The 25,487-nt window shown below is 65.6% G+C and carries 22 protein-coding genes; 14 read left to right on the top strand and 8 right to left on the bottom strand.

Features of this window, described 5'->3' with window-relative positions; translation table 11 throughout:
• Positions 1–155: 155 nt before the first annotated feature.
• From ilvB to ilvC, 3 genes are all read left to right on the top strand, one after another.
• Positions 156–1,913 (top strand): biosynthetic-type acetolactate synthase large subunit, encoded by a 1,758-nt coding sequence (gene ilvB, locus EXQ71_01785; GenBank protein ID MSO86234.1) that lies wholly within the window; start codon positions 156–158, stop codon positions 1,911–1,913.
• A gap of 17 nt (positions 1,914–1,930) precedes the next feature.
• Entirely contained in the window at positions 1,931–2,440 is a 510-nt protein-coding gene (gene ilvN / locus EXQ71_01780; GenBank protein ID MSO86233.1) for an acetolactate synthase small subunit, read from the top strand.
• A 96-nt stretch (positions 2,441–2,536) separates the two neighbouring features.
• Positions 2,537–3,562: a ketol-acid reductoisomerase gene (gene ilvC, locus EXQ71_01775; GenBank protein ID MSO86232.1), complete on the top strand. Its 1,026-nt coding sequence runs from the start codon at positions 2,537–2,539 to the stop codon at positions 3,560–3,562.
• On the opposite strand, the gene EXQ71_01770 is transcribed toward ilvC, so the two are convergent.
• From EXQ71_01770 to EXQ71_01760, 3 genes are all read right to left on the bottom strand, one after another.
• Positions 3,563–4,075: a hypothetical protein gene (locus EXQ71_01770; protein ID MSO86231.1), complete on the bottom strand. Its 513-nt coding sequence runs from the start codon at positions 4,073–4,075 to the stop codon at positions 3,563–3,565. It abuts the gene before it with no gap.
• 242 nt (positions 4,076–4,317) lie between these two features.
• On the bottom strand, positions 4,318–6,039 hold the full coding sequence (locus tag EXQ71_01765; protein MSO86230.1) for a long-chain fatty acid--CoA ligase: 1,722 nt from the start codon (positions 6,037–6,039) through the stop codon (positions 4,318–4,320).
• Between the two features lie 111 nt (positions 6,040–6,150).
• Positions 6,151–7,284 (bottom strand): phosphoserine transaminase, encoded by a 1,134-nt coding sequence (locus EXQ71_01760; protein MSO86229.1) that lies wholly within the window; start codon positions 7,282–7,284, stop codon positions 6,151–6,153.
• 92 nt (positions 7,285–7,376) lie between these two features.
• Between EXQ71_01760 and EXQ71_01755 the strand changes: the two genes are divergently transcribed.
• The 3 genes from EXQ71_01755 (at position 7,377) to EXQ71_01745 (ending at position 12,197) form a co-directional block, all read left to right on the top strand.
• Entirely contained in the window at positions 7,377–8,612 is a 1,236-nt protein-coding gene (locus EXQ71_01755) for a pyridoxal phosphate-dependent aminotransferase (protein ID MSO86228.1), read from the top strand.
• Positions 8,609–10,555, top strand: coding sequence for a S9 family peptidase (locus tag EXQ71_01750; protein ID MSO86227.1), 1,947 nt, complete (start codon positions 8,609–8,611; stop codon positions 10,553–10,555). Before EXQ71_01755 ends, EXQ71_01750 begins: the two co-directional genes overlap by 4 nt.
• Positions 10,556–10,637: 82 nt before the next feature.
• Positions 10,638–12,197, top strand: a complete 1,560-nt coding sequence (locus EXQ71_01745; GenBank protein MSO86226.1) for a phosphoglycerate dehydrogenase — start codon at positions 10,638–10,640, stop codon at positions 12,195–12,197.
• Between the two features lie 6 nt (positions 12,198–12,203).
• Here EXQ71_01745 and EXQ71_01740 read toward each other — a convergent pair whose 3' ends face one another.
• Positions 12,204–12,407, bottom strand: coding sequence for a hypothetical protein (locus tag EXQ71_01740; protein MSO86225.1), 204 nt, complete (start codon positions 12,405–12,407; stop codon positions 12,204–12,206).
• 337 nt (positions 12,408–12,744) lie between these two features.
• Here EXQ71_01740 and leuA point away from each other — a divergent pair, with 337 nt between their 5' ends.
• Both leuA and EXQ71_01730 read left to right on the top strand, forming a co-directional pair.
• Entirely contained in the window at positions 12,745–14,427 is a 1,683-nt protein-coding gene (leuA, locus tag EXQ71_01735; protein ID MSO86224.1) for a 2-isopropylmalate synthase, read from the top strand.
• A gap of 59 nt (positions 14,428–14,486) precedes the next feature.
• Positions 14,487–15,905, top strand: a complete 1,419-nt coding sequence (locus EXQ71_01730; protein MSO86223.1) for a M1 family peptidase — start codon at positions 14,487–14,489, stop codon at positions 15,903–15,905.
• A 22-nt stretch (positions 15,906–15,927) separates the two neighbouring features.
• Here the strand turns inward: EXQ71_01730 and leuD are convergent, their stop codons facing one another.
• Complete coding sequence (gene leuD / locus EXQ71_01725; GenBank protein MSO86222.1) at positions 15,928–16,518, bottom strand: 3-isopropylmalate dehydratase small subunit; 591 nt, start codon at positions 16,516–16,518, stop codon at positions 15,928–15,930.
• Positions 16,518–17,918, bottom strand: a complete 1,401-nt coding sequence (leuC, locus tag EXQ71_01720) for a 3-isopropylmalate dehydratase large subunit (protein ID MSO86221.1) — start codon at positions 17,916–17,918, stop codon at positions 16,518–16,520. Before leuC ends, leuD begins: the two co-directional genes overlap by 1 nt.
• Positions 17,919–17,967: 49 nt before the next feature.
• Here leuC and EXQ71_01715 point away from each other — a divergent pair, with 49 nt between their 5' ends.
• On the top strand, positions 17,968–18,636 hold the full coding sequence (locus tag EXQ71_01715) for an IclR family transcriptional regulator (GenBank protein MSO86220.1): 669 nt from the start codon (positions 17,968–17,970) through the stop codon (positions 18,634–18,636).
• A gap of 274 nt (positions 18,637–18,910) precedes the next feature.
• On the opposite strand, the gene EXQ71_01710 is transcribed toward EXQ71_01715, so the two are convergent.
• Positions 18,911–19,378, bottom strand: coding sequence for a transcription elongation factor GreA (locus EXQ71_01710; protein MSO86219.1), 468 nt, complete (start codon positions 19,376–19,378; stop codon positions 18,911–18,913).
• Positions 19,379–19,399: 21 nt separating this feature from the next.
• Positions 19,400–20,938 (bottom strand): AMP-dependent synthetase, encoded by a 1,539-nt coding sequence (locus EXQ71_01705; GenBank protein ID MSO86218.1) that lies wholly within the window; start codon positions 20,936–20,938, stop codon positions 19,400–19,402.
• Positions 20,939–21,133: 195 nt separating this feature from the next.
• On the opposite strand from EXQ71_01705, the gene EXQ71_01700 reads away from it, so the two are divergent.
• The 5 genes from EXQ71_01700 to EXQ71_01680 all read left to right on the top strand — a co-directional run.
• Positions 21,134–22,123 carry a 3-isopropylmalate dehydrogenase gene (locus EXQ71_01700; GenBank protein MSO86217.1) on the top strand — a complete coding sequence of 330 codons (990 nt, stop codon included), beginning with the start codon at positions 21,134–21,136 and terminating at the stop codon, positions 22,121–22,123.
• A gap of 11 nt (positions 22,124–22,134) precedes the next feature.
• Positions 22,135–23,052 carry a branched-chain amino acid transaminase gene (locus EXQ71_01695; protein MSO86216.1) on the top strand — a complete coding sequence of 306 codons (918 nt, stop codon included), beginning with the start codon at positions 22,135–22,137 and terminating at the stop codon, positions 23,050–23,052.
• Complete coding sequence (locus tag EXQ71_01690; GenBank protein MSO86215.1) at positions 23,043–24,656, top strand: citramalate synthase; 1,614 nt, start codon at positions 23,043–23,045, stop codon at positions 24,654–24,656. Before EXQ71_01695 ends, EXQ71_01690 begins: the two co-directional genes overlap by 10 nt.
• A 9-nt stretch (positions 24,657–24,665) precedes the next feature.
• On the top strand, positions 24,666–25,202 hold the full coding sequence (locus tag EXQ71_01685; GenBank protein MSO86214.1) for a hypothetical protein: 537 nt from the start codon (positions 24,666–24,668) through the stop codon (positions 25,200–25,202).
• 28 nt (positions 25,203–25,230) lie between these two features.
• Positions 25,231–25,487 (top strand): glutamate--tRNA ligase (locus tag EXQ71_01680; protein ID MSO86213.1); only part of this gene is annotated, 257 nt, incomplete at its 3' end.

Raw genomic sequence — 25,487 nt, 5'->3', positions numbered from 1 at the left:
GCCATGGTGGTGACGGCGTGGGAGGCTCTGACCTATGACCGCCCCGACCCTCCTTCAGGTAGTTACTTAGCGCACGGCGTTACTCCCTCGCCCGTGCGCTGCTCGACCTCCCACTCGGGAGGTCGTTTGCGTTATGCCCGAAAGGCACCCAGGACATGCAACTCAACGGATCGCAAGCTTTGATCAAAGCCCTCGAAATGGAGGGAGTCGACACCATCTTTGGGTTACCCGGCGGCTGCATCCTGCCCGCCTACGACCCGTTGCTCGATAGTGCGATCCGCCACATCCTCGTGCGCCATGAGCAGGGCGCGGGCCACATGGCGGAGGGGTACGCCCACGTCACCGGCCGTCCCGGCGTGGCGATGGTCACCTCCGGCCCGGCCGCCACCAACATCGTCACCCCGCTGTGCAACGCCTACATGGACTCGATCCCTCTGGTGGTGATTACCGGCCAGGTGCCCGTGAGCGCTATCGGGACCGATGCCTTTCAGGAGTGCGACACGATCGGCGTTACGCGATCGGTGACCAAGCACAACGAACTGATCACCTCGGCCCAGGACATTCCCCGAGCGGTGCGGGAGGCCTTCCACATCGCGACCACCGGTCGGCCCGGACCGGTGCTCCTCGACATTCCCAAGGACATCATCGACGCCCGGAACCCGAACTCAGCGATGGAGTGGCACTGGCCCGACGATGCCGACGTACTCGCCGGTCTTCCCGGCTACCGGCCGATCACCCAGGGCGACCCCGGTAAGATTCGTGAGGCGGCGGAGTTCATCTTGCGCTCTGAACGTCCGGTGATTTATGCCGGCGGCGGCATCCTCAAGGCCCGGGCGGCGGAGACCCTGCACGAACTGGCGGAGTTGTGCGGCATTCACGTGGTCACCACGTTGATGGCCCGAGGGGCCTTCCCCGACTCCCACCCGCTGTGTCTCGGGATGCCAGGGATGCACGGTAACTACACTGCCGTCACCGCCATGCAGCGATCGGATCTGCTGATCGCGCTCGGGAGCCGTTTCGACGATCGGATCACCGGGAAGCTCGATGCCTTCGCCCCCGAGGCCAAGGTGATCCACGTGGACATCGACCCGGCGGAAATCGGGAAGGTCCGGCGTCCCGATGTGCCCATCGTGGGCGATTGTCGGCTGGTGATCGAGGAACTGGTGGAGGTGCTCAAGGAACTGCTAGCCAACGGCGCCGCCTTCCCCGACCGCTCCCGTTGGAAGCAAACGATTGCGGGCTGGCAGGAAATCAACCCGTTGGCCTACGTGCCCGCGGAGCCCGGCGACTCCCTCAAGCCTCAGTTCGTGCTCGAGCAGTTGCGGGACAACAACCCCGACGATTGCATCGTGGTTTCCGGCGTAGGCCAGCACCAGATGTGGGCATCTCAGTACTGGCACTTCGAGCGGCCCTATACCTGGGTGAACTCCGGCGGCCTGGGCACGATGGGGTTCGCCGTCCCGGCGGCCATCGGGGCCAAAGTTGGCCGCCCCGACTCCACCGTGTGGGCGGTGGACGGTGACGGCTGCTTCCAGATGACCGCCCAGGAACTGGTGACGGCGGCGGCGGAGCGGATTCCGGTGAAGATCGCCATTCTCAACAATGCCTACCTCGGCATGGTGCGCCAGTGGCAGGAGATGTTCTACGAGGAGCGCTACTCCGAGGTGTACCTCTCGCCCGATCTGCCGGACTACAAAATGTGGGCGGAGGCTATGGGCTGCGTGGGCATGCGCGTGGACTCCCCCGAAGAGGTGGGGGCGGCGATCCAGAAGGCCAACGAAATCGACGACCGTCCGGTGGTGATCGACTTCCGGGTCGACGCGGCGGAGAAGGTCTACCCAATGGTGGCACCAGGCCAAAGCAACGACGACATCGTCACCGATCCCGGCCTCCGTCAAGGCATCCAGCGATGACCGCTCTCTCCGATGACATCCCGCACCACATTCTCTCTGTGTTGGTGGAGAACAAGGCCGGTGTATTGGCGCGGGTTTCGGGGTTGTTCGCTCGCCGCGGCTTCAACATCGTCAGCCTGGCGGTGGCGCCGACCGAGGACGAAGATTTGAGTCGCATCACGATTGCGGTAGACGTGGCCTCGGCCCCTCTGGATCAGATAACGGAGCAACTGTTCAAGCTCATCAGCGTGGTGAGCATCACCGAACTTGACCCCCGTCATGCCGTGGAGCGCGAGTTGCTCCTTGTGACCATGGAGGCACCACCGGATGTCCGCCGCCAGATTCTGACCCTGGTCGACGAATTCGCGGGCCGGGTCCTCGATGAAGGCCAAGACCGGCTCACCCTTTCGGTGGAGGGTCACCCCGATGTGCTCGACGACTGTGCCGAACGGTTGCGGCCCTTCGACATCGTTGAGCTGCGCCGGACCGGCCGGGTGGCGCTTCCGAAACTCGACAACGCGATCGACCATCGGCTGCATCAGGTCTGATGAGCGAGGCTGCTGGTTCTGGGCTGAAGGGGCGGGGCCTTGTTCTCAGGGATTAGCCTCACCAACCTGACCTACTGACTGCGGAAGTGACTAACGATGGCCAACGTGTATTACGACAAAGATGCCGATCTCTCCCTTATCGCGGCACGCAAGGTCGCCGTGATCGGCTACGGCTCCCAGGGCCATGCGCACGCCCTCAACCTCAAGGAGTCGGGCGTGGACGTGCGCGTCGGTCTCCGACCGGAATCGGCTTCGGTGGCCAAGGCCACCGCCGCGGGTCTGCGGGTGAGCTCGGTGGCGGAAGCCACCGCCGAAGCCGATCTGATCATGCTTCTCGGCCCTGATACCGAGCACAAGGCGATCTTCAACGAACACATCGCCCCCAACCTTTCCGCCGGCGATGCGCTGTTTGTAGGCCACGGTTTCTCCGTGCGCTTCGAGCAGGTGGTCCCGCCGGCCGATGTGGATGTGGCCCTAGTAGCCCCCAAGGGTCCCGGGCACCTTGTGCGCCGCACCTACACCGAAGGCGGCGGGGTGCCGTGTCTGATCGCCGTATCGCAGGACCCTTCCGGCCACGCCCGTGACCTGGCCCTGTCGTACGCGGCGGCTATCGGTGGGGCCCGGGCGGGCGTGTTGGAAACCACCTTCGAGGAAGAGACCGAGACGGATCTCTTCGGCGAGCAGGTTGTGCTCTGCGGTGGCCTCACGGCCCTGGTGCAGGCGGGCTTCGAAACGCTGGTCGAGGCGGGCTACCAGCCGGAGTCGGCCTACTTCGAATGTCTGCATGAGCTGAAGCTCATCGTGGATCTGATGTACGAGCAGGGCATCGCCGGGATGCGGTATTCCATCTCCGACACCGCCGAGTACGGCGACCTCACCCGCGGCCCCCGCATCATCAACGCGGCGGTGAAGGCCGAGATGCGCAAGGTCCTTGATGAGATCCAGGACGGCCGCTTTGCCGCCGAGTGGGTGGCTGAGGCTGAATCGGGTCGAGCGAACTACACGGCGCTCAAGGCGAAGGGAGCCGAGCACCAGATCGAGCAGGTGGGTGAACAACTTCGCGGCATGATGCCCTGGATCTCTGCGGGCAAGCAGCGAGTCCAGGACATCAGCGGCGGCTGATTACCAGTGTTCGGGCTCGGGCTCGGGCTCGGGCTCGTGGGCGGCCAGGGCCATCCAGACACCGCCAAGGAGCAGGATGGATGCCACCCAGATGCCCAGGGTGAGATCCGGGTTGTCCGCCACATAGGGGCTGATGTGGCGTAGCAGGCGGTCGAGGAACGCGAGGCGTAAGGCCACCCGGGTGACGTTCTGCTGGGCCGCCGGTGACCATGCTGGGCTGTCGCTCGGGGTGCCTTCGAGCCTAAAGGAGTAGGTCCCCGTGGTGGCCGTCGCCTGCGCCACAACGCCGGTGACCTTGGCCGATCCTGGCGCCGGCAGGTAGGTGATGATGTCGCCCACCTGCACATCTGCTGGCGGTACAACCTTGTTGAGGACAATGTCGCCTTTGTCGATCCCGGGGGAGGGGCTTGGAGCCGCCACGATGGCCGGCTGATACCCCACGGCCACGGCCACGATCGGGACCAGGATAAGGGCAGCGGCGATGATGGCCACCGCCCGGCCAGCGGTGCGCACCCTGGAGTGGGTGGCCCGGCCGGTGTGAAGATCCAGGGGAATTGCCCCTGGATGTGTCCTCCGGGTTGTCAACGAGGTCACGCGGCCTCCCGGCATGGGGGTGGGCCCGCCATCGAACCGGGGGTTGTGTGGCTGCGTGGGTGCATCGCCGCTCCTCTAAACCAGCACTGGGTGCTTGCTGGTTTGATAATCGGCAGATGCCACCCACTAGTTGAGCCAAATGTGGCCACCTCGGTCAGGGGTTACATCGTTTCGGCGAAACTGACGTCGCCTTCCCCCCGCAGCACGTTTTTTAGAAGTTTGCCGCTGGCGTTGCGGGGCAACTTCTCGAACGTGAGATCCACGAACGCCGGAACCTTGAAGGCGGCGAGACCGCCGGCCACCCATTGCTGGATGTCGGTCACGGTGAGGCGGGAATGGGCTTCGAGTTGCACGGTGGCTTTGACTTCCTCACCGAGTTCAGGGTGGGGCACGCCGTAGATGGCCGCATCGGCGATCTCGGGGTGGCTGACCAGGCGTTGTTCGATCTCCACGGAGTAGATGTTCTCGCCACCCCGGATGATCATGTCCTTCTTGCGATCGGTGATGAACAGGAAGCCGTCGGCATCAAGATGACCAACGTCGCCCGTGTGCAGCCAGCCGTCGGCATCAATGGCCTCGGCGGTGGCCTCGGGCTTGTTCCAGTACCCCGCCATGAGAATGGGCCCGTTGATGCAGACCTCGCCGGTTTCGCCCTGGCCTACCTCCTCACCGTTGGCGTCGGTGATCTTCAGGGACACGGTGGGGACCGCCGGGCCCACCGAGGCGGGCTTGGCGACGGCATCGGGTCCGGAGATCACGGTGGCCACCGAGGAGGTTTCGGTGAGGCCATAGGCATTCGAGGTGCTCGACACGCTGGGGAAGGTCTCGTGAACCATCCGCTGCAGTTCCTCCGCCGATGGCGATCCGCCAAAGACCACACTGCGCACCGAACTGGTGTCGTACGAGTGGCGGTCAGGGTGCTCACACACCCGCCACACCATCGTGGGCACCGTGGCCCAGAGGGTGACCCGATGATCTTGGATCAGTTGCAGAGCAGTCTCAGGCAGGAAACGACCCTCGGGCATCACCAGTTTCAATCCGGCCAGTAAACCGACCACCAGTGTGGAGTGGCAGCCCGACACGTGGAATAGCGGGGACGTGAACAGCGCCACGTTCTGGCCGCCATTATCGGGCAAGGACGCGCTTCCCGACATCGAGTTGGCCACCGCGTTGAACATGGTGTTCTGCAGGTTGGCGATCATGCTGCGATGGGTGGAGATCGCCCCCTTGGGCCGACCGGTGGTGCCGGAGGTGTAGAAGATCACTGCGTAGTCGTCTTCGGCAATTTCGGCCTCGATCAGATCGGGGCTGGGTGAGGTGGTGAGGTCGGAAAAGGGGTGGAGCCGGGGATCATTGGCCCGGCCGAGGTCGGCCGGGGTGCAGTCGGTCAGGAATACGTGCTCCAAGTGGGGGGCCAGATCCAGGGAATCGGCGATGCGCTCGAAACGCTTGCGATCGGCGACGAGCACCTTGGCGCCCGAGTCCTGCAGGCCGTATTCGATCTCGTCGGTGGTCCACCACCCGTTGAGGCCGACCAGCACCGCACCTTGGGACACGGTGGCCCAGAAGGTGAGACACCACTCGGGATTGTTTTGGGAAAGGACCGCCACGCGGTCGCCTTTGGCGAGGCCGAACCGGCTGCGCAGAGCCTGGGCCACGCCGTTGGTGGCCCGGCCGAACTCACCGAACCCGTAGGTGCGTTCGCCGTAACTCAGGAACGTCTGCTCGTCGCCCCGCAGCAGTCCCACCTCCAGTACGGAACGCAGCGAGGGCATGCGATTGGCGTAGACCTGCGTGGGGCGACCCCACACATCTTCGGTCACGACCTCGAACATTCCGGCCGGGCCGGTGAGTTGGGCACGAACTTCGTTACTAGTGGGCATGGGAGCGGACCGTAGCGGGCGGTGTCACGGCGCGGGAGAACTACCGGATCGCCCTCGGGAAGAACGAGGCCGACGGCGGTGTTCGTCGGGCGCGCGGCGAGATGTTTTTGGTTAGGCCAGAGCGGCTACGACGTGGTCGATGCAGGCTGTGAGGGCGGTCACGTCGGCCGGGTCGATCGAGGGGAACAGAGCCACCCGCACCTGGTTGCGCCCGAGTTTGCGGTAACTCTCCGTGTCGATCACGCCGTTGGCTCGCAGGACCTTGGAGACCATGTTGGCGTCCACCACATCGGCATCGAGGTCGATGGTGGCCACTACGTGGCTGCGCTGAGCGGGTTCCGCGACGAAGGCCGTGGCGTAGCTCGACGCGTCGGCCCAGTCGTAGATGGCGGCGGCCGAGGCGTCGCAACGGGTGGCGGCCCACTCAAGGCCGCCGTGCTGGTTGATCCAATCCACCTGCTGGTTGGCCAGGAAGATCGTGGCCAGGGCTGGCGTGTTGTACGTCTGGTCCTTGCGGCTGCTGTCCAGGGCGATCCCCAGATCGAGAGATGCGGGCACCCAGCGGTCCGAGGCGGCGATCCGCTCGATCCGTTCGATGGCGGCGGGCGACACGGCGGCAAGCCACAGGCCACCGTCAGACGCCAAACATTTCTGGGGAGCGAAGTAGTACACGTCGACCTCGTGGGGGTCGAACCGGAGCCCCCCGGCAGCCGAGGTGGCATCGACGAGCACGAGGCCTTCGGCCCCGGCAGGGCGGTGGAGGGGCATGGCTACCCCGGTGGAGGTCTCGTTGTGCGTGAGGCAGTAGGCGTCCACGCTGGCATCCGCCACCGGGAGTGGATGGGTGCCGGGCTCGCCCACGATGGTGGAGGGCTGGCCGAGAAACGGCGCGGCGGCCGCCGCATCGGCGAACTTGGAGGAGAACTCCCCGAAGCAGAGGTGCTGGCTGCAGTGGTCGATGAGACCGAAGGTGGCGGCGTCCCAGAACGCCGTCGTGCCGCCGTTGCCCAGGAGCACCTCGTAGCCGTCAGGGAGGGCGAAGAGTTCGGCGATCCCGTTGCGTAGGGCGCTCACCTCGAACTGGACCCGAGCCTGGCGATGCGACGTGCCGAGATAGTCCGTGCTTGCTGCGGCGAGGGCGGCGACGGCTTCGGGCCGCACCTTGGAGGGCCCACAGCCGAAGCGGCCGTCGAGGGGCAGGAGGTCGGTGGGGATATTGATCACAGGGGGAGGGGCGGAGGTCACTCACCCATGTTGGCGGATGGAGCCGCCTCGGGGCGAGGCGAATGAACCAGAGGCGTGAATCCATGTGGGTTGGGGCCCGGCCGCGTGTCACGATGGGCAGAGTCCACCAAGGAGCAAGCCCGTTGGCCACCCGCCGAGTATCCCGTCGCATCGCGGCCATTACCGAGTCCGCCACGTTGGCGGTGGATGCCAAGGCGAAGGCGTTGCAGGCCGCTGGCGAACCCGTGATTGGCTTCGGGGCCGGCGAACCAGACTTCCCCACACCGCCCCATATCGTGGAAGCCGCGGTGGCGGCCTGCCTCGACCCGCGGAACCACAAGTACTCGCCCGCTGGCGGTCTGGCGGAGCTCAAGGAGGCCATCGCCGCTAAGACGCTCCGCGACTCGGGCCTGTCGGTCGCTCCTGGTCAGGTGCTGGTGACCAACGGGGGAAAGCACGCTGTCTACAACACCTTTGCCACCCTGCTCGACCCCGGCGACGAGGTGCTGCTCCCCGCCCCATTCTGGACGACCTACCCCGAGCCGATCGCCCTGGCCGGCGGTGTGCCGGTGATTCTGCCCACCGATGAGAGCACCGGGTTTCGTGTCACCCTGGCCCAACTCGACGCGGCCGTGACCCCCAAGACCAAGGCGCTCATGTTCGTGTCGCCCTCCAACCCCACCGGTGCGGTGTACCCGGTACAGGAGGTGGAGGCCATCGGCCGCTGGGCGGTGGAAAAGGGCATCTGGGTGGTCACCGACGAGATCTATGAGCACCTCACCTACGGCGAGCATCGGTCTGTCTCCATGCCTGCGGTGGTGCCCGAACTCGCCGACCGGTGTGTGGTGGTGAACGGCGTGGCTAAGACCTACGCCATGACCGGCTGGCGGGTGGGGTGGATGCTGGGGCCGGTCGATGTGATCACCGCCGCCACGAACCTGCAGTCGCACCAGACCTCCAATGTGGCCAATGTTTCCCAGCGCGCCGCCATCGCCGCACTGCGCGGCGATCTCACCGCCGTAGGGGAGATGCGCGAGGCGTTCTACCGGCGCGGCCAGACCATGTGGAGACTCCTCAGCAGCATCGAGGGGGTGACCTGCATGGAACCGCAGGGCGCCTTCTACGCGTTCCCCAATCTGTCGGCCTATCTGGGCCGCTCGATCCGGGGGCACACCGCGGCCACTAGCGCCGAGTTGTGCGAGATCCTGCTCGCTGAAGCCAAGGTGGCGGTGGTGCCCGGCGAAGCCTTCGATGCCCCTGGGTACGCCCGCCTCAGTTTCGCCCTCGGCGACGACGACCTCACGGAGGGCTGTCGGCGCATCGTCGACCTGCTCGCCGAAGCCACATGACCGCGGTGGCCCCTTACGGCTCCTGGCCGACCCCGATCACCAGCGAGTCGGTGGTGCGTTCGGCGCGTCAACCCGCGGCGGTGGCACGGGACGGGGATGACCTCTGGTGGTCCGAAAGCCGGCCGGAAGAGTCGGGGCGCAGTGCGGTGATGCGCCGCTCTGTCGATGGAGTGGTGACCGAAGTGCTGGGGCCGCCGTGGAACGCCCGCACCGCCGTGCATGAATACGGTGGGGGAGCGTGGTGGGTGGCCAACGGCGTGCTGTGGTTCGCCGACTGGGTTACCCAGCGCCTCCACCGCCTCGTCCCGGGGGGCGAGCCCGAGCCGCTCACGCCGGCACCGGCGGTGGCCCGCTCGTTGCGCTACGCGGATGGCTCGTTGCATCCCGATGGCACCCGATTGCTGTGCGTGCAGGAGGAGCATCACGCCGACGGCCGGGAGGCCACCAACACCATCGTGTGCCTCGCCGCCCACGAACCGTCGGTCCCCGCGGTGATGGTGGAGGGCCCGGACTTCGTGAGCGACCCGCGGTGGCGACCCGACGGCGAGGCATTCTGCTGGATTGAATGGGATCACCCCGACATGCCCTGGGATGCCACACGGCTGATGGTGGAAGCCAACGGGGAGCGAACCGTGGTGGCCGGGCGCGACGGAGGCGAGTCGGTGGGCCAGCCCACCTGGGCCCCGGATGGTTCGCTGTGGTTCTTCGCCGACCGCACCGGGTTCTGGAGCCTTTACCGGTGGACACCGGCGGGGGGAACCGAGGTGATGGTGGACCTCGGCGCCGACATCGGGTTCCCCCAGTGGGTGTTTGGCCAATCCTGCTTTGCCTTTCTTGATGGCGGTCGAGTGGCCCTTCGCTACGTCGAGGAGGGGTGCGACCGCCTTGCCGTATGGGACCCCGAGGATGGCACCAGCCCACCGCTTGATGTGCCCCACACGGTGATCGACGGATTACACGGTGGCGGCGACAACCTCGTGTACCTGGCGGCGAGCCCCCATCGCGAACTTCACGTGGCGCGAGCGGTGATCGAGGGCAGTCGCCTTGTTTCGGTGGAGGAAGTGGTGCCGCCTCGCGCCCTCGGTCTGGCGGCGCAGTGGTGCGCCACGCCCGAGACGATCTCGTTCCCCACCGCCGGGGGGGAGGTGGCGCACGCGTTGTTCTATCCCCCCACCAATCCTGATTGGGTTGGCCCGGCCGGCGACAAACCGCCGTTGTTGATCATGATCCACGGTGGCCCCACCGCCGCCGCTCGCCCCCTGCTGTCGCTCGGGCGTCAGTACTGGACGAGCCGAGGTTTCGCGGTGGCCGACGTGAACTACCGCGGGTCCACCGGCTACGGCCGGGCTTATCGGAAGTTGTTGCACGGGCAGTGGGGGATCGCCGACGTGGAGGACTGCGTGGCGGCGGCGGAGTTTCTGGTGCGCCGAGGCGATGTGGATTCGGCCCGGCTGTGCATCCGCGGGGGATCAGCGGGGGGCTTCACCACGCTGGCGGCTCTCACCTTCCACGACGTGTTCGCGGCCGGGGCCAGCCACTATGGCGTGGCGGACCTAGGGGCCCTTGCGGCCGACACCCATAAGTTTGAGAGCCGCTATCTCGACAGCCTGGTGGGTCCCTGGCCCGCTGAGCGGGCCACCTACGAGGCCCGCTCGCCCATCTTCCACATCGACCGCATTGATCGCCCCCTGGCGGTGTTCCAGGGCCTCGACGACCTCGTCGTGCCGCCCAATCAGGCTGAGATGATCGTGGGGGCACTGCGGGACAAGGGTGTGCCGGTGGCCTATGTGGCCTTCGCCGGTGAGCAGCATGGCTTCCGCCAGGCGGAGAACATTCGGGCGTCGCTCGATGGCGAATTGAGTTTCTACGCCCAGGTGTTCGGCTTCTCCCTCCCCCCGCAGGAGGGCATCGAACCAATCCCGGTCGAGAACCTCCATCGCTGAGGGTGCAAGATAAAGGCCCGGGGCGACGGTCGCCAAGGCAATGGGTTGGCGGCTGTGCGCAGGGGCCGACCAGACTCGCCGAATGGCCAGGATCCTCGTGACCGAAAAGATCGCCGATGGTGGGCTCGATCGATTGCGGTCGGCGGGCCATGAGGTGGATCTCCAACTCGGCCTCACCCCCGAGGACCTGCTGGCGGCCGTGGTGGGAGCGCAGGCGCTCATCATCCGTTCCTCCACCACGGTGACCGCCGAGGTGATCGCGGCGGGCCAGGATCTCGTGGTGGTGGGCCGGGCCGGCATCGGCCTCGACAACGTAGACACCGACGCCGCCACCGCCCAGGGCGTGATGGTGGTCAATGCCCCCCAATCGAACATTCTCACTACCGCCGAACACACGATGGCGATGCTGCTGGCTCAGGCCCGCAACATTCCCCAGGCCCATGCGGCGCTCGTGGCCGGGCGCTGGGAGCGCTCGCAATGGGAGGGCATCGAACTGGCCGACAAGACCCTCGGGATCGTGGGGTTGGGTCGTATCGGGAAACTGGTAGCCCAGCGAGCGTTGGCGTTTGGAATGCGGGTGGTGGCGCACGATCCGTTCGTGGCCGCCGAGCGGGCCCGTCAGATCAACGTGGAACTACTGAGCCTCGACGATTTGGTGGCCCAATCCGATTTCCTCACCCTTCACGTGGTCAAGACGCCCGAAACGCTGGGGATGATCAGTGAAGAGTTATTGGCCAAGGCCAAGCCGAACCTGCGGGTGATCAATGTTTCCCGCGGTGGAGTGATCGACGAAGCCGCCCTCGCTGAAGCCATCCGGGAGGGCCGGATCGGTGGAGCAGCCATCGACGTGTTCGCCACCGAGCCCACCACGTCTTCGCCGCTGTTCGGGTTGCCCCAGGTGGTGGTTACCCCGCACCTCGGGGCGAGTACCGCGGAGGCGCAGGATAAGGCGGGCGACACCATCGCGGAGCAGGTGGCCCTGGCGCTCGCCGGTGAGTTCGTGCCGTTTGCGGTGAACGTGAGCGCGGCGGAGGCATCCACTGTGGTGCGTCCCTACCTGCCTCTGGCCGAGCAACTGGGCCGACTTTTCGCCGGTCTGTCGGCCAGCGTCACCGACCTTTTGGAAATCGGCTACGAGGGCCACCTCGCCGAGTCCGACACTCGCATCCTCACTCTGTCAGTACTCAAGGGGGTGTTCAGCAAAGTGAGCGCCGAGCCGGTGAGTTATGTGAACGCGCCGCGGCTGGCAGAGGAGCGCGGGGTGGAAGTGCGGGAGTCCTCCTCTACCACCACGCACGACTACGTCAACTTGATCACCATTCGCGGGGGAGACCATGCCATCGGCGGCACCCTGGTGGGCCTCAGCGCCCAGCCGCGCATCGTCATGCTGGACGACTATTCGATCGATCTCCCCCCGGCCGATCACATGGTGGTGGTGCGCAACAACGATGTGCCCGGGATGATCTCGGCGGTTACTGGTGTGGTGGGTGAAGCCGCCATCAACATCGACGACATGCACCTGGGACGCTCCCGGGAAGGACTGGCATCGTTGATGGTGCTCGCCACCAGTGAGTTGGTACCCGCCGCCGTGCAGGCCGCGATCCGGGCGGTACCGGGCGTGGTATCGGTAGCGGCGTTGTAGATCCGCTTACCGCTTGGCGACCCGGAAGCCGTCGTCGGCGGCGGCGGTGTCGTTGAGATAGCAGCGGTCGGGATTCGTGCGCTCGTAGTTGGCCATGCCCGGCTGGTGGAAAATCTTGGAGGCGAGTTTGGCCTTCACCGGATGGCTGGCGGGACACCCATTGTCCTCGGGTGGAACCCACGACGCCACGGAAGGGACCGGCGGGAGCACCGGCGCAGGGGTTGTCGCGGGGGCGGTTGCCGCTCGGTACCGGGAGATGAGCCAGACCAGCCCCACCAGCCCACCTAGGGCCCGCCCAAAACGTAAGGACCGTTTGATCACGCCGGAATCCTAGTGCCGCCTTGACGAGCGAGTCGCCGTAGCGGAAAGATAGCGCCGATGAGCACGATATCCTCCTCCCTCTTGCTGCTCATGTAGGCGAGCGCCCCTACCGGCGTTCGCCCTTCCAACCTCCTGCCCGTGGCAGGAGGTTTTTCTTTGCCCCGACATCCGAACGACTCTCGAACGAGGAACCCTGATGGCCCCGGAATCTGTGACTCCGAAGCGTATGCCCTTTGACAAATACCGGCTGTTCATGCCTCTGGACCTGCCCGACCGAACGTGGCCGGACCAGCGCATCACGAAGGCGCCCCTGTGGTGCTCAGTGGACCTACGGGACGGCAATCAGGCCCTTATTGATCCCATGGATCCGGCTCGGAAGCGCCGCATGTTCGACACGGTGGTGCAAATGGGCTTCAAGGAGATCGAGGTTGGATTCCCTTCGGCCAGCCAGCCGGACTTCGATTTCGTGCGCCAACTCATCGAGGAGGATCTCGTTCCCGAGGATGTCACGATCCAGGTGCTTACACAGTGTCGCCCTGAACTCATTCAGCGCACCTATGAGTGCATCCAGGGGGCCAATGATGTGATCGTGCATTTCTATAACTCCACCTCGATACTGCAACGTCGGGTGGTGTTCGGCTTGGACAAGGACGGCATTACCCAGATCGCCACCGATGCGGCCCGGCTGTGCAAGGAACTCGAACCGGGTTTGGTGGGAAGCAATGTGCGTTACGAGTACAGCCCCGAGAGTTTCACGGGTACCGAGGTGGACTACGCCATTGAAATCTGCGCGGCGGTGGCGGAGGTAATCGAACCCACTGTCGAGCGTCCCCTTATCCTGAATCTGCCCGCCACGGTGGAGATGTACACCCCGAACATTTACGGCGACGTCATCGAGTACTTCCATCGCAACATGCCCCACCGTGACCGCATTTGCCTGTCGCTTCACCCGCACAATGATCGCGGCTGTGGGGTGGCCGCAGCCGAGTTTGGGATCATGGCGGGGGCTGATCGGGTGGAAGGAACGCTGTTCGGAAACGGTGAGCGCACCGGCAACGTGGATCTCGTGACGATCGCCATGAACTTGTTTTCCCAGGGGGTGGATCCCGAACTCGACATCTCCGATATCGACGCGCTGCGGCGGGTGGCGGAATATTGCAACCGGTTGCCGGTGCACCCGCGTCATCCCTATGTCGGCGATCTCGTCTACACCTCGTTTTCGGGGAGCCATCAAGACGCCATCAAGAAAGGCTTCGATGCCCTGGGCTACGGCGATTACGAGGAGTGGGGGGTGCCGTACCTGCCCATCGATCCGAAACACGTGGGACGCACCTACGAGGCGGTGGTGCGGGTGAACAGCCAGAGTGGCAAGGGCGGGGTGGCCTATTTGATGAAGGCCGAGCACGGCCTGGATCTGCCGCGACGCCTGCAGATCGAGTTCTCCAAGACGATCCAGACGATTGCGGAGGACACCGGCACCGACATTCCCTCGGCCGAGGTGTGGGCGGCCTTCGAGGGCACCTACCTCGACCCCAACGCGGCGGTACAACTCCTGTCGCACGAAACCACCACAGGGGAAAAGGGCTCGAAGGTCACCGCGCAAATGACGGTGGACGGCGAACACCGCACCATGAGTGGTTCGGGCACGGGACCGCTGGCAGCCTTCGTGGCCGCCCTTCAGGCCGATCTGGGCATCGCGTTGGACGTAGTGGATTACAGCGAACACGCCGTGAGCGCAGGGACCGATGCGCAGGCCGCCGCCTACGTGGAGACCCAGGCCAGCGATGGCGAGGTGCGCTGGGGGGTGGGCCTTGACGAGAGCATTCTCACGGCCTCTCTTCGGGCGGTGGTGAGCGCCGTCAATCGCCACCGCGACCATGAGCGACTGGTGGAACGTCACAACGCGTAAGCGCAGGGGGTTTGGGGCCGGCCTGAGGGTCCGCCACCCGAACCTGGGCATCTGGTTATGTGACGCAGGTGCGTCGATCGAAGCATCTTCCCTTCGCGGCGGTGGCATTGGCGGTGGTGGTCGCGCTGGTGCTGGTGATCCTGGCCCCCGCGGGGAATCTGGGGGCCTCCCCCGAGGGATCCCCGGGCGCGCGGGGGGCGGGGGATCCGTACTTTCCGGAACTGGGTAACGGGGGCTACGCGGTGGAGCACTACCGGGTGGATCTCACCTGGGGCGCCGATGAGCGCTACCTGGCGGGGGTGACCACCATCCGAGCGGTGACCACCCAGAACCTCAGCCGGTTCAACCTGGACCTGGTGGGGATGGAGGTGGAGGCGGTGACCGTGGATCGACGCCCGGCGGCGTTCGAGCGGGCGGGGCGCGAACTGGTGATCACCCCCGATCAGGTGATCGAGCAGGGCCAGCGCTTTGTTACCGAGGTCACCTATCACGGGCACCCCACCCCAATCAGCATGGGAACGGACTTGTTCGCGTTGGGGTGGCAAACACGCGGTCGGGAGGCCTATGTGGTGTCTGAACCGGGCGGGGCCGCCACGTTTTTCCCGGTGAATGATCATCCGAGCGACAAGGCCACCTTTACCGTGCGGGTGACCGCCCCGAACGATCAGACGGTGGCCGCCAACGGTCGGCTGGCCCGCCGTGAGGAGGTGGGTGAGGGCGCCACCGCCTGGACCTACGAGGTGCGTGATCCGATGGCCAGTTATCTCCTTCAGATCGCCATCGGCGACTACGAGTTGGTGGATGGGGGAACGGTGGACGGGGTGGTGTTGCGTCACGCCTTCCACCGGAAGTGGGCGACGGAGGGACGGGTGGCCACGGAACGCACCGCCGTCATGATCCGATTCCTGGCCGAGGTGTTCGGACCGTACCCCTTCGAGGCCTACGGGGTGCTGGTGGTGGATGACGATCTGGGTTTCGCGTTGGAAACCCAGACGCTTACCGTGATGGGCCGCGAGTTGGTGGTGCAGGGCCGCGGGGCAGACATCACTTTGCTGCACGAACTGGCGCACCAATGGTTCGGTAACTCGGTGAGCGTTGCCGGTTGGAACGACATCTGGCTGAACGAGGGGTTTGCCACCTACGCCGAGTGGATGTACCAAGAGCGCTCGGGTGGTCCCACGGCGGCCGCTCTGGCCCAGGAGGCCGCGGCGGAGGAGGGCCTGAACATTCCACCGGGCGATCCGGGGCGGGATGAACTCTTTGCGCCATCGGTGTATCTCCGGGGAGGCCGGACGCTGCAGGCGTTGCGAGAGACGGTAGGCGACGGCGCCTTTTTCGAGATCCTGCGCACCTGGGTGTCGGCACGAGCCGGCGCCAACGGTTCCACCCCGGAGTTCATTGCCCTGGCCGAAGCAATCAGCGGTCAGCGGCTAGGCGACCTGTTCCAATCCTGGCTCTACAACCCCACCAGTCCGTAACCCGAACCCGCCCCCCGGCTGGCTAGGCGGTGGGGAGCCAGGCGGGGCGGCTGGCCTCGAAGCTGGTGATGGCGCCTTCCGTGCGCAGGGTGATGCCAATGTCGTCGAGGCCCTGGAGGAACCGTTCGCGCACGCTGTCGTCGAGGGGGAAGTCCACCTCGAGGCCGAGGGCGGGTACGCAGAGCGTGCGGCGGTCGACGTCCACCACGAACTCCAAGGTGGGGTCCGCCTCCACGGCGGCGAGGAGCGTTTTGCCCACCTCGGCGGAGACCATCACCGGCACAAGGCCGTTCTTCGTGCAGTTGTTGCGGAAGATGTCGGCGAAGCGGGGGCTGACCACGGCCGCAAAGCCGTAGTCCATGATCGCCCATACGGCGTGTTCCCGGCTGGAGCCCGTGCCGAAGTTGGGCCCGGCTACGAGGACGTTGGCCCCTGCGAAACGTTCGTCGTTCAGGACGAAAGTGCGGTCGTCGCGCCACGACGAGAACAGACCCGGGCCGAATCCCGTGCGTTCAACGCGCTTGAGCCACTCGGCCGGGATGATCTGGTCGGTGTCCACATCCGAGCGGTCGAGCGGGAGGGCAGTGCCTTGCACGATCTGTACGGCATCCATCAGACGAGATCCTCCGGTAGGGCAAAGTGGCCAGCGATGGCAGTGGCGGCGGCGACCGCCGGGGAGACGAGGTGGGTGCGTCCACCCCGTCCCTGGCGGCCTTCGAAGTTGCGGTTACTCGTGGACGCGGATCGCTCACCCACGGCGAGTTTGTCGGGATTCATCGCCAAACACATCGAGCAGCCTGGTTCTCGCCAATCGAACCCGGCGGTGGTGAAGACCACGTCGAGCCCCTCGGCTTCCGCCTGGAGTTTCACGGCAAAACTGCCGGGAACCACCAGCGTGCGCAGCCCCGCTTTCACCTGGCGGCCCTCCGCCACCGCGGCCGCGGCGCGGAGATCCTCAATGCGGGAGTTGGTGCAACTCCCAATGAACACGGTGTCGACGGGGATCTCTCGCACCGGGGTACCGGCGGTGAGCCCCATGTACTCCAGCGCCCGGACGGCGCTGTCGCGCTCGTGGGGATCGGCGATGTCGGATGGCGAGGGGATGGTGCCGGTGAGGGGCACTACCTGGGCGGGGTTGGTGCCCCAGGAAACATGCGGGGTGATGGTGGCGGCGTCGATGTGGACTTCCTTGTCGAAGGTGGCACCGGGATCGGTGGGCAGGGAACGCCAGTCGGCCAATGCTTGCTCCCAGGCCTCGCCCGCCGGGGCGTGGGTGCGGCCCTTGAGGTACTCGAAGGTGATGTCGTCGGGGGCGATGAGGCCGGCCTTGGCGCCGGCTTCGATGGACATGTTGCAGATCGTCATGCGTCCCTCCATCGAGAGGCGCTCGATGGTGTCGCCCCGGTACTCGATGATCGAGCCGATCCCGCCGCCGGTTCCGATGCGGCCAATGATGGCGAGGATCACGTCTTTGGCGGTGGCCCCGGAGGGCAGCGTGCCGGTCACGGTGACCGCCATGGTGCCGGGACGTACCTGGGGGAGGGTTTGGGTGGCCAATACATGCTCCACCTCGCTGGTGCCGATACCAAACGCCAACGCTCCAAAGGCACCATGGGTTGAGGTGTGGCTGTCACCACAGACGATGGTCATGCCGGGCAGGGTGCGCCCTTGCTCGGGACCGATGACATGCACGATGCCCTGGTTCGGATCGCCGATGCCGTAGTGGGTGATCCCGAACTCGGCGGTGTTGGAGGCGAGTACTTCGAGTTGCCGGGCGGAGATCGGATCGGCGATGGGCTGATCGATGTCCTGGGTGGGCACGTTGTGGTCGGCGGTAGCCACCGTGAGGTCGGGGCGACGCACCGAGCGGCCCGCCAGACGGATCCCGTCGAAGGCCTGGGGGCTGGTCACCTCGTGCACCAAGTGAAGATCGATGTAGAGCAGGTCCGGCTCGCCGGGCGCACTGCGCACCACGTGGCGGTCCCACACCTTTTCCGAGAGCGTCTTGGCCATGCCCATGTCCTCTTGACTGTCTTATATAATGAGATAATAATCTTATGTTGTGAACAGTGTAAGCGGTGTGGGCGTCTTGGACAAGGCCATTGGCCTGTTGGCGGCGGTGGAGGTCGAACCGCGCTCGTTGGCCGAGTTGGTGGCGGCCACCGGCCTGAGTCGGCCTACGGCCCATCGTCTGGCGGTGGCGTTGGAGCACCACGGGCTGTTGCGCCGGGATCATGCCGGTCGCTTCTGCCTCGGTCTGCGCTTGATCGGGCTTGGCCACGAGGCCGCCAAGGGGGTGCCGGTATGGGCCGCCGCCAGGCCCGCGTTGGCCTGGCTACACGAGCAGACGGGGGAAAGCGTGCAACTCTTCGTGCGCGACGGTGATGTGCGCGTGTGCGTCGAGTCGATCGAGTCTTCTCGTGAATTGCGCACGATCGTGCCCGTGGGCGCCCGCCTGCCGATGGATCTGGGGAGCGCGGGTCACGTGCTCGCTGGTGCCCCGGGGGTGTGGGTGGCGAGCGTGGGTGAGCGTGAACAAGGGGTGGCCAGCGTGTCGGCGCCGGTGCAGGATTCCCACGGTGAGGTGGTAGCGGCGGTGTCGCTGAGTGGCCCGATCGAGCGCCTCAGCCATACGCCGGGCGAGCGGTACGGGGCCGAGGTAGCTGCCGCCGCCGATCGCATCGAACGGGCCACACACGCTGCGTCGAACGGGCCAACGGTTTGGCTCTGACTGAGGGGCAAAAGGTGACCGTGCGGGCGGCGCTCCGGGGACGGGCAGACGGCTCCTGGGCAGTCACGAGCGTTGCCACCGGGGAGGCCCATGGCGAGGTCCATCGACCAGATCACTGTCGAACCGCCCACCGACTCAGGCTTCGTCTCGACGCCTTGCGGTCCTCGCCAACTACCACCCCCGCCGTAACGTCCAAGGCCGAGAGACGGCAACCTCCGGGCCATGTTTCGGCCCGGTCTCACTGGTCGCCCACCCTAAGATGTATCCACCGCGCCTACTGAATCGTGACGACTTCGACGGTCAAGGTGGCGCCGGTGGGGCTTTCGAAACTCACCTCGTCGCCGGGCGTTCTGCCGATGAGGGCTTTGCCAAGCGGCGACTGTGGACTGATGATTTCGTGGTCCATGCCCCGTTCTTCGACCGATCCGAAGAAGTAATGCTCCGTGGTGTCGTCGCCTTCGTAGCGGAGTTCCACCACGGATCCGGGCTCGACGGCGGAGCCGTCGGTGCCTTTCACAATCTCGCAATGCTCAATCATGGAGGCCAGTTGGCGGATCCGGGCCTCCATCTGGCCCTGGAAGTCTTTGGCGGCGTGGTAATCGCCGTTTTCTTTCAAGTCGCCCAACTCGCGCGCCGTTTCAATCTTGCGGGCGATGCTCACTCGCCCGACCGTGGTGAGTTCGTCGTGCTCGGCCTTGAGCCGGTCGAAGGCGGGTTGGGAGAGATAGTGCGTGGGCGGCATAACCCTCTCAGCGTAGTTGGGTTAGTTGACCTGGCGGTCCCGACCCTCCCAGTACGGGGCGCGGAGCTTGAATTTCTGGAGCTTCCCGGTGGCGGTGCGGGCGAGTTCGTCGCGGAACTCGACGGTGGTGGGGCACTTGAAACCCGCCAGCCGTTCCTTGCACCACGCCCGGAGGTCGTCCTCGCTGGCGGTTTGGCCGGGGGCGAGCACGACGAGCGCCTTGATGGTCTCACCCCACTTTTCGTCGGGCACGCCGAGGACACAGACCTCGCTGACCGCCGGGTGGGAGAAGAGGGCATTTTCCACCTCGATGGAGCTCACGTTCTCGCCGCCGGTGATGATCACGTCTTTCTTGCGGTCGCTGATCGTGAGATACCCGCCGTCGTCGATGGTGCCCCCATCGCCGGTGTGGAACCATCCGCCGGCGAGGGCCTCGGCGGTGGTGTCGGGCTGCTCCCAGTAACTCTTGAGGATGTGATTACCCCGCGCCAAAATCTCACCGTGCTCGTCGGTACGCAGGTCGATACCCACCGCCGCCACCCCGGCCCGGGAGAGTTTGACGGCCCGCTCGCCGGACGTGAGACCATCCCATTCAGGCCTGCAGCGATTGATGGTGAGGAGGGGGGCGGTCTCGGTCAGGCCGTAGATCTGGATCATTTCCCAGCCGAGTTCGGTTTCGACCCGCTCGATCGTGCGGGTGGGGGGAGGAGCGCCAGCCACCACGACACGAACGGTGCCGTGCCCCGGAATGGGGCCGTCCCAGGCAGCGGCCGCCTCCAGCACCATGGTCACTACCGCTGGCGCGCCACACATGAAGGTGACGCCCTGTTCGTCGACGCGCCGAAGAATGTCGGCGCCATCGACCTTGCGCAGCACGACCTGGGGTACTCCCATCGCGGCCAAGGCGTAGGGCATGCCCCATCCGTTGCAGTGGAACATGGGCAGCGTGTGCAGGTAGGTGTCGCGATCGGACAAGCCGGTGTGCCACCCGAAGACAGCGGCGTTGGTCCAGAGGTTGCGATGGGTCATCTCCACGCCCTTGGGGCGGGCGGTGGTGCCGCTGGTGTAGTTGATGGTGGCGGTGGCGTTTTCGTCCTCGTCCTCCCACCGGGCGGGCGCGCGACCCTCGAGGTAGACCTCGCAGTCGCTGGCTGTGCCCATCACCACGCGTTGCTTCACGTTGAGGTGAGCAACCGTCTCCGCCAGTTCGGCATCGACGAGGAGCATCTGGGCCCCCGAGTGCTCCAGGATGTACCCGATTTCCTCCGACGACAGGCGGAAATTGATGGGTACCAAAACCCGTCCGTACCCGCTCACACCGAAGAATGAGGTGAGGAGTCGACCACTGTTCTGGGACAGCACGGCCACTCGCTCGCCGCTTCCGATGCCACGTTCGTCGAGGTTGGCGGCCTGGGCCCGAGCCAGTTCCTGCATGCGTCGATAGGTGACCCTTCCCAAGCCCCCGCCGGGCGCATCCGGCTCATCGATGATCCCGATTCGGTCCCCGTAAACGACACTGGCCCTCTGGAGGTGCCCCCCGATGGTCAATGGCGTCTGCATATTCGGTGCTCCCAGAATCGTGGTCGGACGGCGGCAACCTAGTTGACTAAGACGCGTGTTGCAGGCGAGACTCTTGGGTGTGAGTAAGCATTTTCAGGCTGTATTCAGCATCATCTAGCGCGCGTCGAATAGACGTGCGCTCTCCAACCGTCCGCCTTGGTGGGCGGTTTTTCCGTTCCAACCCAAGGAGATGAAGTGGGTCACCAGGTGGGGATCATCGGCGGCGACGGGATTGGCCCCGAAGTCATCGCGGAAGCGCTCAAGGTTGTGCGCGCCGCCGGAGTGCACCTCGACACGGTGGAGTACGACCTCGGCGGGGCCCGCTACCTGCGCGATGGCACCATCCTCCCCGACGAGATCCTCGAGGAGTGGCGTGGCCTCGATGCCCTCCTGCTCGGCGCCGTGGGCACCCCTGGCGTTCCCCCGGGGGTGATCGAACGAGGCCTCCTGCTGAAAATGCGGTTTGAGTTGGATCTCTACATCAACCAGCGCCCGTTCCTGTACCCGCCCAACAACGTGGACATGATCGTGATCCGGGAAAACACGGAAGGCCCCTACGTGGGCGAGGGCGGGGTGTTGCGGAAGGGCACGGTGCACGAAGTGGCCACCCAGGGCTCGGTAAACACCCGCCACGGCGTAGAGCGTTGCGTTCGCTACGCCTTCGCGCTGGCTGACAGTCGGCCGCGGCGCCACCTGACGCTGGTGCACAAAACCAACGTTCTCACCTTCGCGGGCGATCTTTGGGACCGCACGTTTGCGGAGGTGGCCGCCGAGTATCCCGGCGTCAGTACGAACTACCACCATGTCGACGCCGCCTGCATCTATTTCGTGCAGAGTCCGGAACAGTACGACGTGGTCGTGACCGACAATTTGTTCGGTGACATTCTCACCGATCTCGGGGGTGCGGTATCGGGGGGCATCGGTTTTGCCAGTTCCGGCAACCTCAACCCGGCCCGCACCGGTCCATCGATGTTTGAGCCGGTGCACGGCTCGGCACCCGATATCGCTGGCCGGAATGAGGCCAATCCGGTGGCGGCGATCCTCTCCGCCGCCTTGATGCTCGACCATCTCGGTGAGGGTGCCGCCGCCGATCAGGTGCGCTTGGCCTGTGCGGATACCGCCACCATCACCGGTTCCACCAGCGAGGTAGGCGATCTTGTAGCCGCCCGTCTCTCATCCCGCTAGGAAACCTCACTATGCCCATTACCCCCACCCCCACGATCTGGATGAATGGCGAACAGGTCCCCTGGGCCGATGCCAACGTCCACGTGCTCACCCACACGCTCCACTACGGGACTGGCGTATTCGAGGGCATCCGCGCCTATGAGACCGCTGACGGTCCTGGGGTGTTCCGACTGAGCGATCACATCGAACGGCTGTTTCGCTCCGCCGCCATCTTGGGGATGACGATTCCGTATTCGGTGGCCGAACTCGTGCAGGCGACCAAGGAAACCGTGGTGGCTTCGGGCCTGCCGGCTTGCTACATCCGACCGATCGCCTATTACGGCTTCGGCGAGATGGGCCTCAACACGATCCCGTGCTCGGTTGATGTGGCCATCGCCTGCTGGCCGTGGGGCGCCTACCTCGGCGACGACGCCCTCACCCATGGCGTGCGGTTGAAGGTCAGCAGTTGGATGCGCCACGACCACAACACCATGCCGCCGGCGGCCAAAACCACCGGCAACTACGTCAACTCCAGCTTGGCCAAGGTCGAGGCGCTCAACGCGGGGTACGACGAAGCGGTCATGCTCAACCAGCAGGGCCTCGTTTCGGAGTGCACGGGTGAAAACATCTTTGTGTCACGCGGGGGGCGGGTGATCACCCCACCGCTGTCGTCGGGTGCCTTGGAGGGCATCACCCAGCACACGGTCATGGCGATGGCGCGCTCGATGGACATCGACATGGTGTTCGGTGAGCTGACGCGGAGCGATCTTTATGTTGCTGATGAGATGTTCGTGGTGGGTACGGCGGCGGAGGTTTCGTCGGTGAGTTCGGTCGACGACCGCCCGATTCCCTTCCCCGGATCGGTCACCATGGCCATTGGGGAGGAATACGGCAAGGTTGTGCGGGGTCAAGTGGCGGAGTTCCGACACTGGGTCGAGCTATGTCACTAGCAGATCCCCGGCTTCCCGAGTCGGTTGAGATCTTCGACACGACGCTGCGCGACGGCGCCCAGTTCGAGGGCATTTCTCTCACCGTTGAAGACAAACTGAAGTTGGCTGAGCAACTCGACTGGCTGGGGGTGGCGTGGATCGAGGGTGGCTATCCGCAGGCCAACCCCAAAGATGAGGAGTTCTTCCGGCGGGCGCTCACCGAACTCCATTTGGAGACGGCCACGCTGGTGGCCTTCGGTTCCACGCGCCGACCGGCGGGCAAGGTGGATGTAGATCCCACCCTGCAGGCGCTGGTGTCGGCGGGCACCTCGGCGGTGTGCATCGTGGGCAAGAGCTGGGATTTTCACGTCGTCGAGGCCTTGGGCACCACCTTGAGCGAAGGCGTAGCCATGGTGGCGGAGAGCGTGGAGTTTCTCAAGGCCGCCGGGCTGCAGGTGTTCTTCGATGCCGAGCACTTCTTCGACGGCTACAAAGCCAATGCTGAATACGCGCTGGCGGTGTTGGAGGCGGCGGCCATCAGTGGCGCCGATTGTCTCGTGATGTGCGACACCAACGGGGGATCTTTGCCCCATGAGGTTGAGCGGATCACCGCTGAGGTGCACGCCTACTTCGGGTCGGGCCAGCAACTCGGTATCCATACCCAGAACGACTCCGGTTGCGCGGTGGCGAACTCGGTCGCCGGTGTGCTCGGGGGAGCCACCCAACTGCAGGGTACGGTCAACGGGTACGGCGAACGCACCGGGAACGCCAATCTGATGACCTGCATTCCCAATCTCGAACTCAAGCTCGGGGTGCGCTGCCTTCCGGAGGGCCGACTGGCGCGCCTCACCACCGTGAGTCGCCACGTGGCCGAACTCGTGAACCTGCCGCCTCATTCGGCCGATCCCTACGTGGGCATGTCGGCCTTTGCTCACAAGGGGGGTCTGCACACGTCGGCGGTGGGTAAGGCCGGCGGCGCTACCTACGAGCACATCGTCCCCGATCTCGTCGGCAACGGCACCCGAGTGCTGGTGAGCGATCTCGGCGGGCGCGCCGGCATGGTGCTGAAGGCCAAGGAACTAGGGGTTGAACTGACCGAGGCCGCCGCCGGAACCTTGTCGGACCACCTCAAAGGACTGGAGGCGGAAGGCTTTGTGTTCGAGGCCGCCGACGCCAGCCTTGAGTTGTTGATGCGTCGGGCAGGGGGGTGGACCCAGAATTACTTCACCGTGGAGGGCTACCGGGCCACCACGTATCACCGAGCGCCCGCGCAGGCCGGTGCCGCGGCCACTATCGATACCGAAGCCACCGTCGAACTGTGGATCGAGGGGGAGCGTCTCATCGAGGTCGGCGAGGGGAACGGGCCGGTCAACGCTTTGGATCAGGCCCTTCGGGCCGTGCTGGTAGGGGCCTATCCCCAACTCGCCCACATTCATCTCACGGACTACCGCGTGCGGATTCTCGATGGGGTGGCCAACACCAATGCCGTGGTGCGGGTGCTCATCGATTCCACTGATGGGGATCGGGCGTGGACCACCATTGGGGTGTCCGCCAACATCATCGAAGCCTCCTGGCAGGCCCTGATCGATGCGCTCGTGTGGGGTCTCATCCACACGGAAAACTAGGCTCGGGGGGTGGCTGCACCCGAGTACGTTCCTGTCGTTGTCAACGCCCCAGTGCGGGGCTATGAGTCCCCGCCCCGGCGGTCGGGATCCTGGCGGGCCGACCGACCCGGCGACCTGCCCGAGGGTCAGCCTCGCGGCGATCGCTTCGGCCATCCGGGGCCGGATCAGGGCTACGCCCTCACGTTGGCGCGGCGCTTCGAGGGCCGCCTCACCCTCACCCCGGGTGAGCATGAGAAAGATGCGCTCGCCGGTGCGGTGGGGGTGGCGCTGAAGCGGGCGTCGCTGTTTGGCCGAGCCCCCGTGGTGCATGATCTCACGGTCGCCCTCACCATCTGGGGTTTCCTCGGCGTAGCCCCGTCGGACCTCGTGGAATTGCGCCGGCCGATGTTCGAGGAGGTGGCGCATCCGCACCACTACACCGAGCAGCGCCGCTTGGCTGATCTCGTCCCTGAGGCCGTCCTGCGGTGCTCTCCGGCCCAGATCGCCGAGGCGCACGCGGCTCGCTGGCAGGATCTACTCGGCGATCTTCCCGTGGCCCCTCACTGACCCGAGGCGCGACCGGTACTCTCCGAGGGTGACATCTGCGAACTCTCGGCTGCGTTTCGCGCCCTCGCCCACCGGCTTTTTGCATGTTGGCAACGCTCGCGCTGCCTTATTCAACTGGCTGGAGGCTCGTCGCACCGGCGGGGAGATGCGGCTGCGGGTGGAAGACACCGACCGGGAGCGCTCCAGTTCGGAGTTGGTGGAGAACATCCTGACGTCGTTGCGGTGGCTGGGCTTGGACTGGGACGGCGAGATCGTGGTGCAAGCCGACAATCTTCCCGCCCACCG

The organism is Acidimicrobiia bacterium (assembly GCA_009694375.1).
Lineage (GTDB): Bacteria > Actinomycetota > Acidimicrobiia > Acidimicrobiales > VFJN01 > VFJN01.
This window is presented reverse-complemented; position numbering and strand designations above follow the sequence as displayed.

What these genes read in the sequence shown, in the direction of transcription:
- ilvB (MSO86234.1), top strand. Translation starts at nt 156, where the DNA reads ATGCAACTCAACGGATCGCAAGCTTTGATCAAAGCCCTCGAAATGGAG.
- ilvC (MSO86232.1), top strand. Translation starts at nt 2,537, where the DNA reads ATGGCCAACGTGTATTACGACAAAGATGCCGATCTCTCCCTTATCGCG.
- EXQ71_01765 (MSO86230.1), bottom strand. Translation starts at nt 6,039, where the DNA reads ATGCCCACTAGTAACGAAGTTCGTGCCCAACTCACCGGCCCGGCCGGA.
- EXQ71_01755 (MSO86228.1), top strand. Translation starts at nt 7,377, where the DNA reads ATGGGCAGAGTCCACCAAGGAGCAAGCCCGTTGGCCACCCGCCGAGTA.
- EXQ71_01750 (MSO86227.1), top strand. Translation starts at nt 8,609, where the DNA reads ATGACCGCGGTGGCCCCTTACGGCTCCTGGCCGACCCCGATCACCAGC.
- EXQ71_01745 (MSO86226.1), top strand. Translation starts at nt 10,638, where the DNA reads ATGGCCAGGATCCTCGTGACCGAAAAGATCGCCGATGGTGGGCTCGAT.
- leuA (MSO86224.1), top strand. Translation starts at nt 12,745, where the DNA reads ATGCCCTTTGACAAATACCGGCTGTTCATGCCTCTGGACCTGCCCGAC.
- leuD (MSO86222.1), bottom strand. Translation starts at nt 16,518, where the DNA reads ATGGATGCCGTACAGATCGTGCAAGGCACTGCCCTCCCGCTCGACCGC.
- leuC (MSO86221.1), bottom strand. Translation starts at nt 17,918, where the DNA reads ATGGCCAAGACGCTCTCGGAAAAGGTGTGGGACCGCCACGTGGTGCGC.
- EXQ71_01710 (MSO86219.1), bottom strand. Translation starts at nt 19,378, where the DNA reads ATGCCGCCCACGCACTATCTCTCCCAACCCGCCTTCGACCGGCTCAAG.
- EXQ71_01705 (MSO86218.1), bottom strand. Translation starts at nt 20,938, where the DNA reads ATGCAGACGCCATTGACCATCGGGGGGCACCTCCAGAGGGCCAGTGTC.
- EXQ71_01695 (MSO86216.1), top strand. Translation starts at nt 22,135, where the DNA reads ATGCCCATTACCCCCACCCCCACGATCTGGATGAATGGCGAACAGGTC.
- EXQ71_01690 (MSO86215.1), top strand. Translation starts at nt 23,043, where the DNA reads ATGTCACTAGCAGATCCCCGGCTTCCCGAGTCGGTTGAGATCTTCGAC.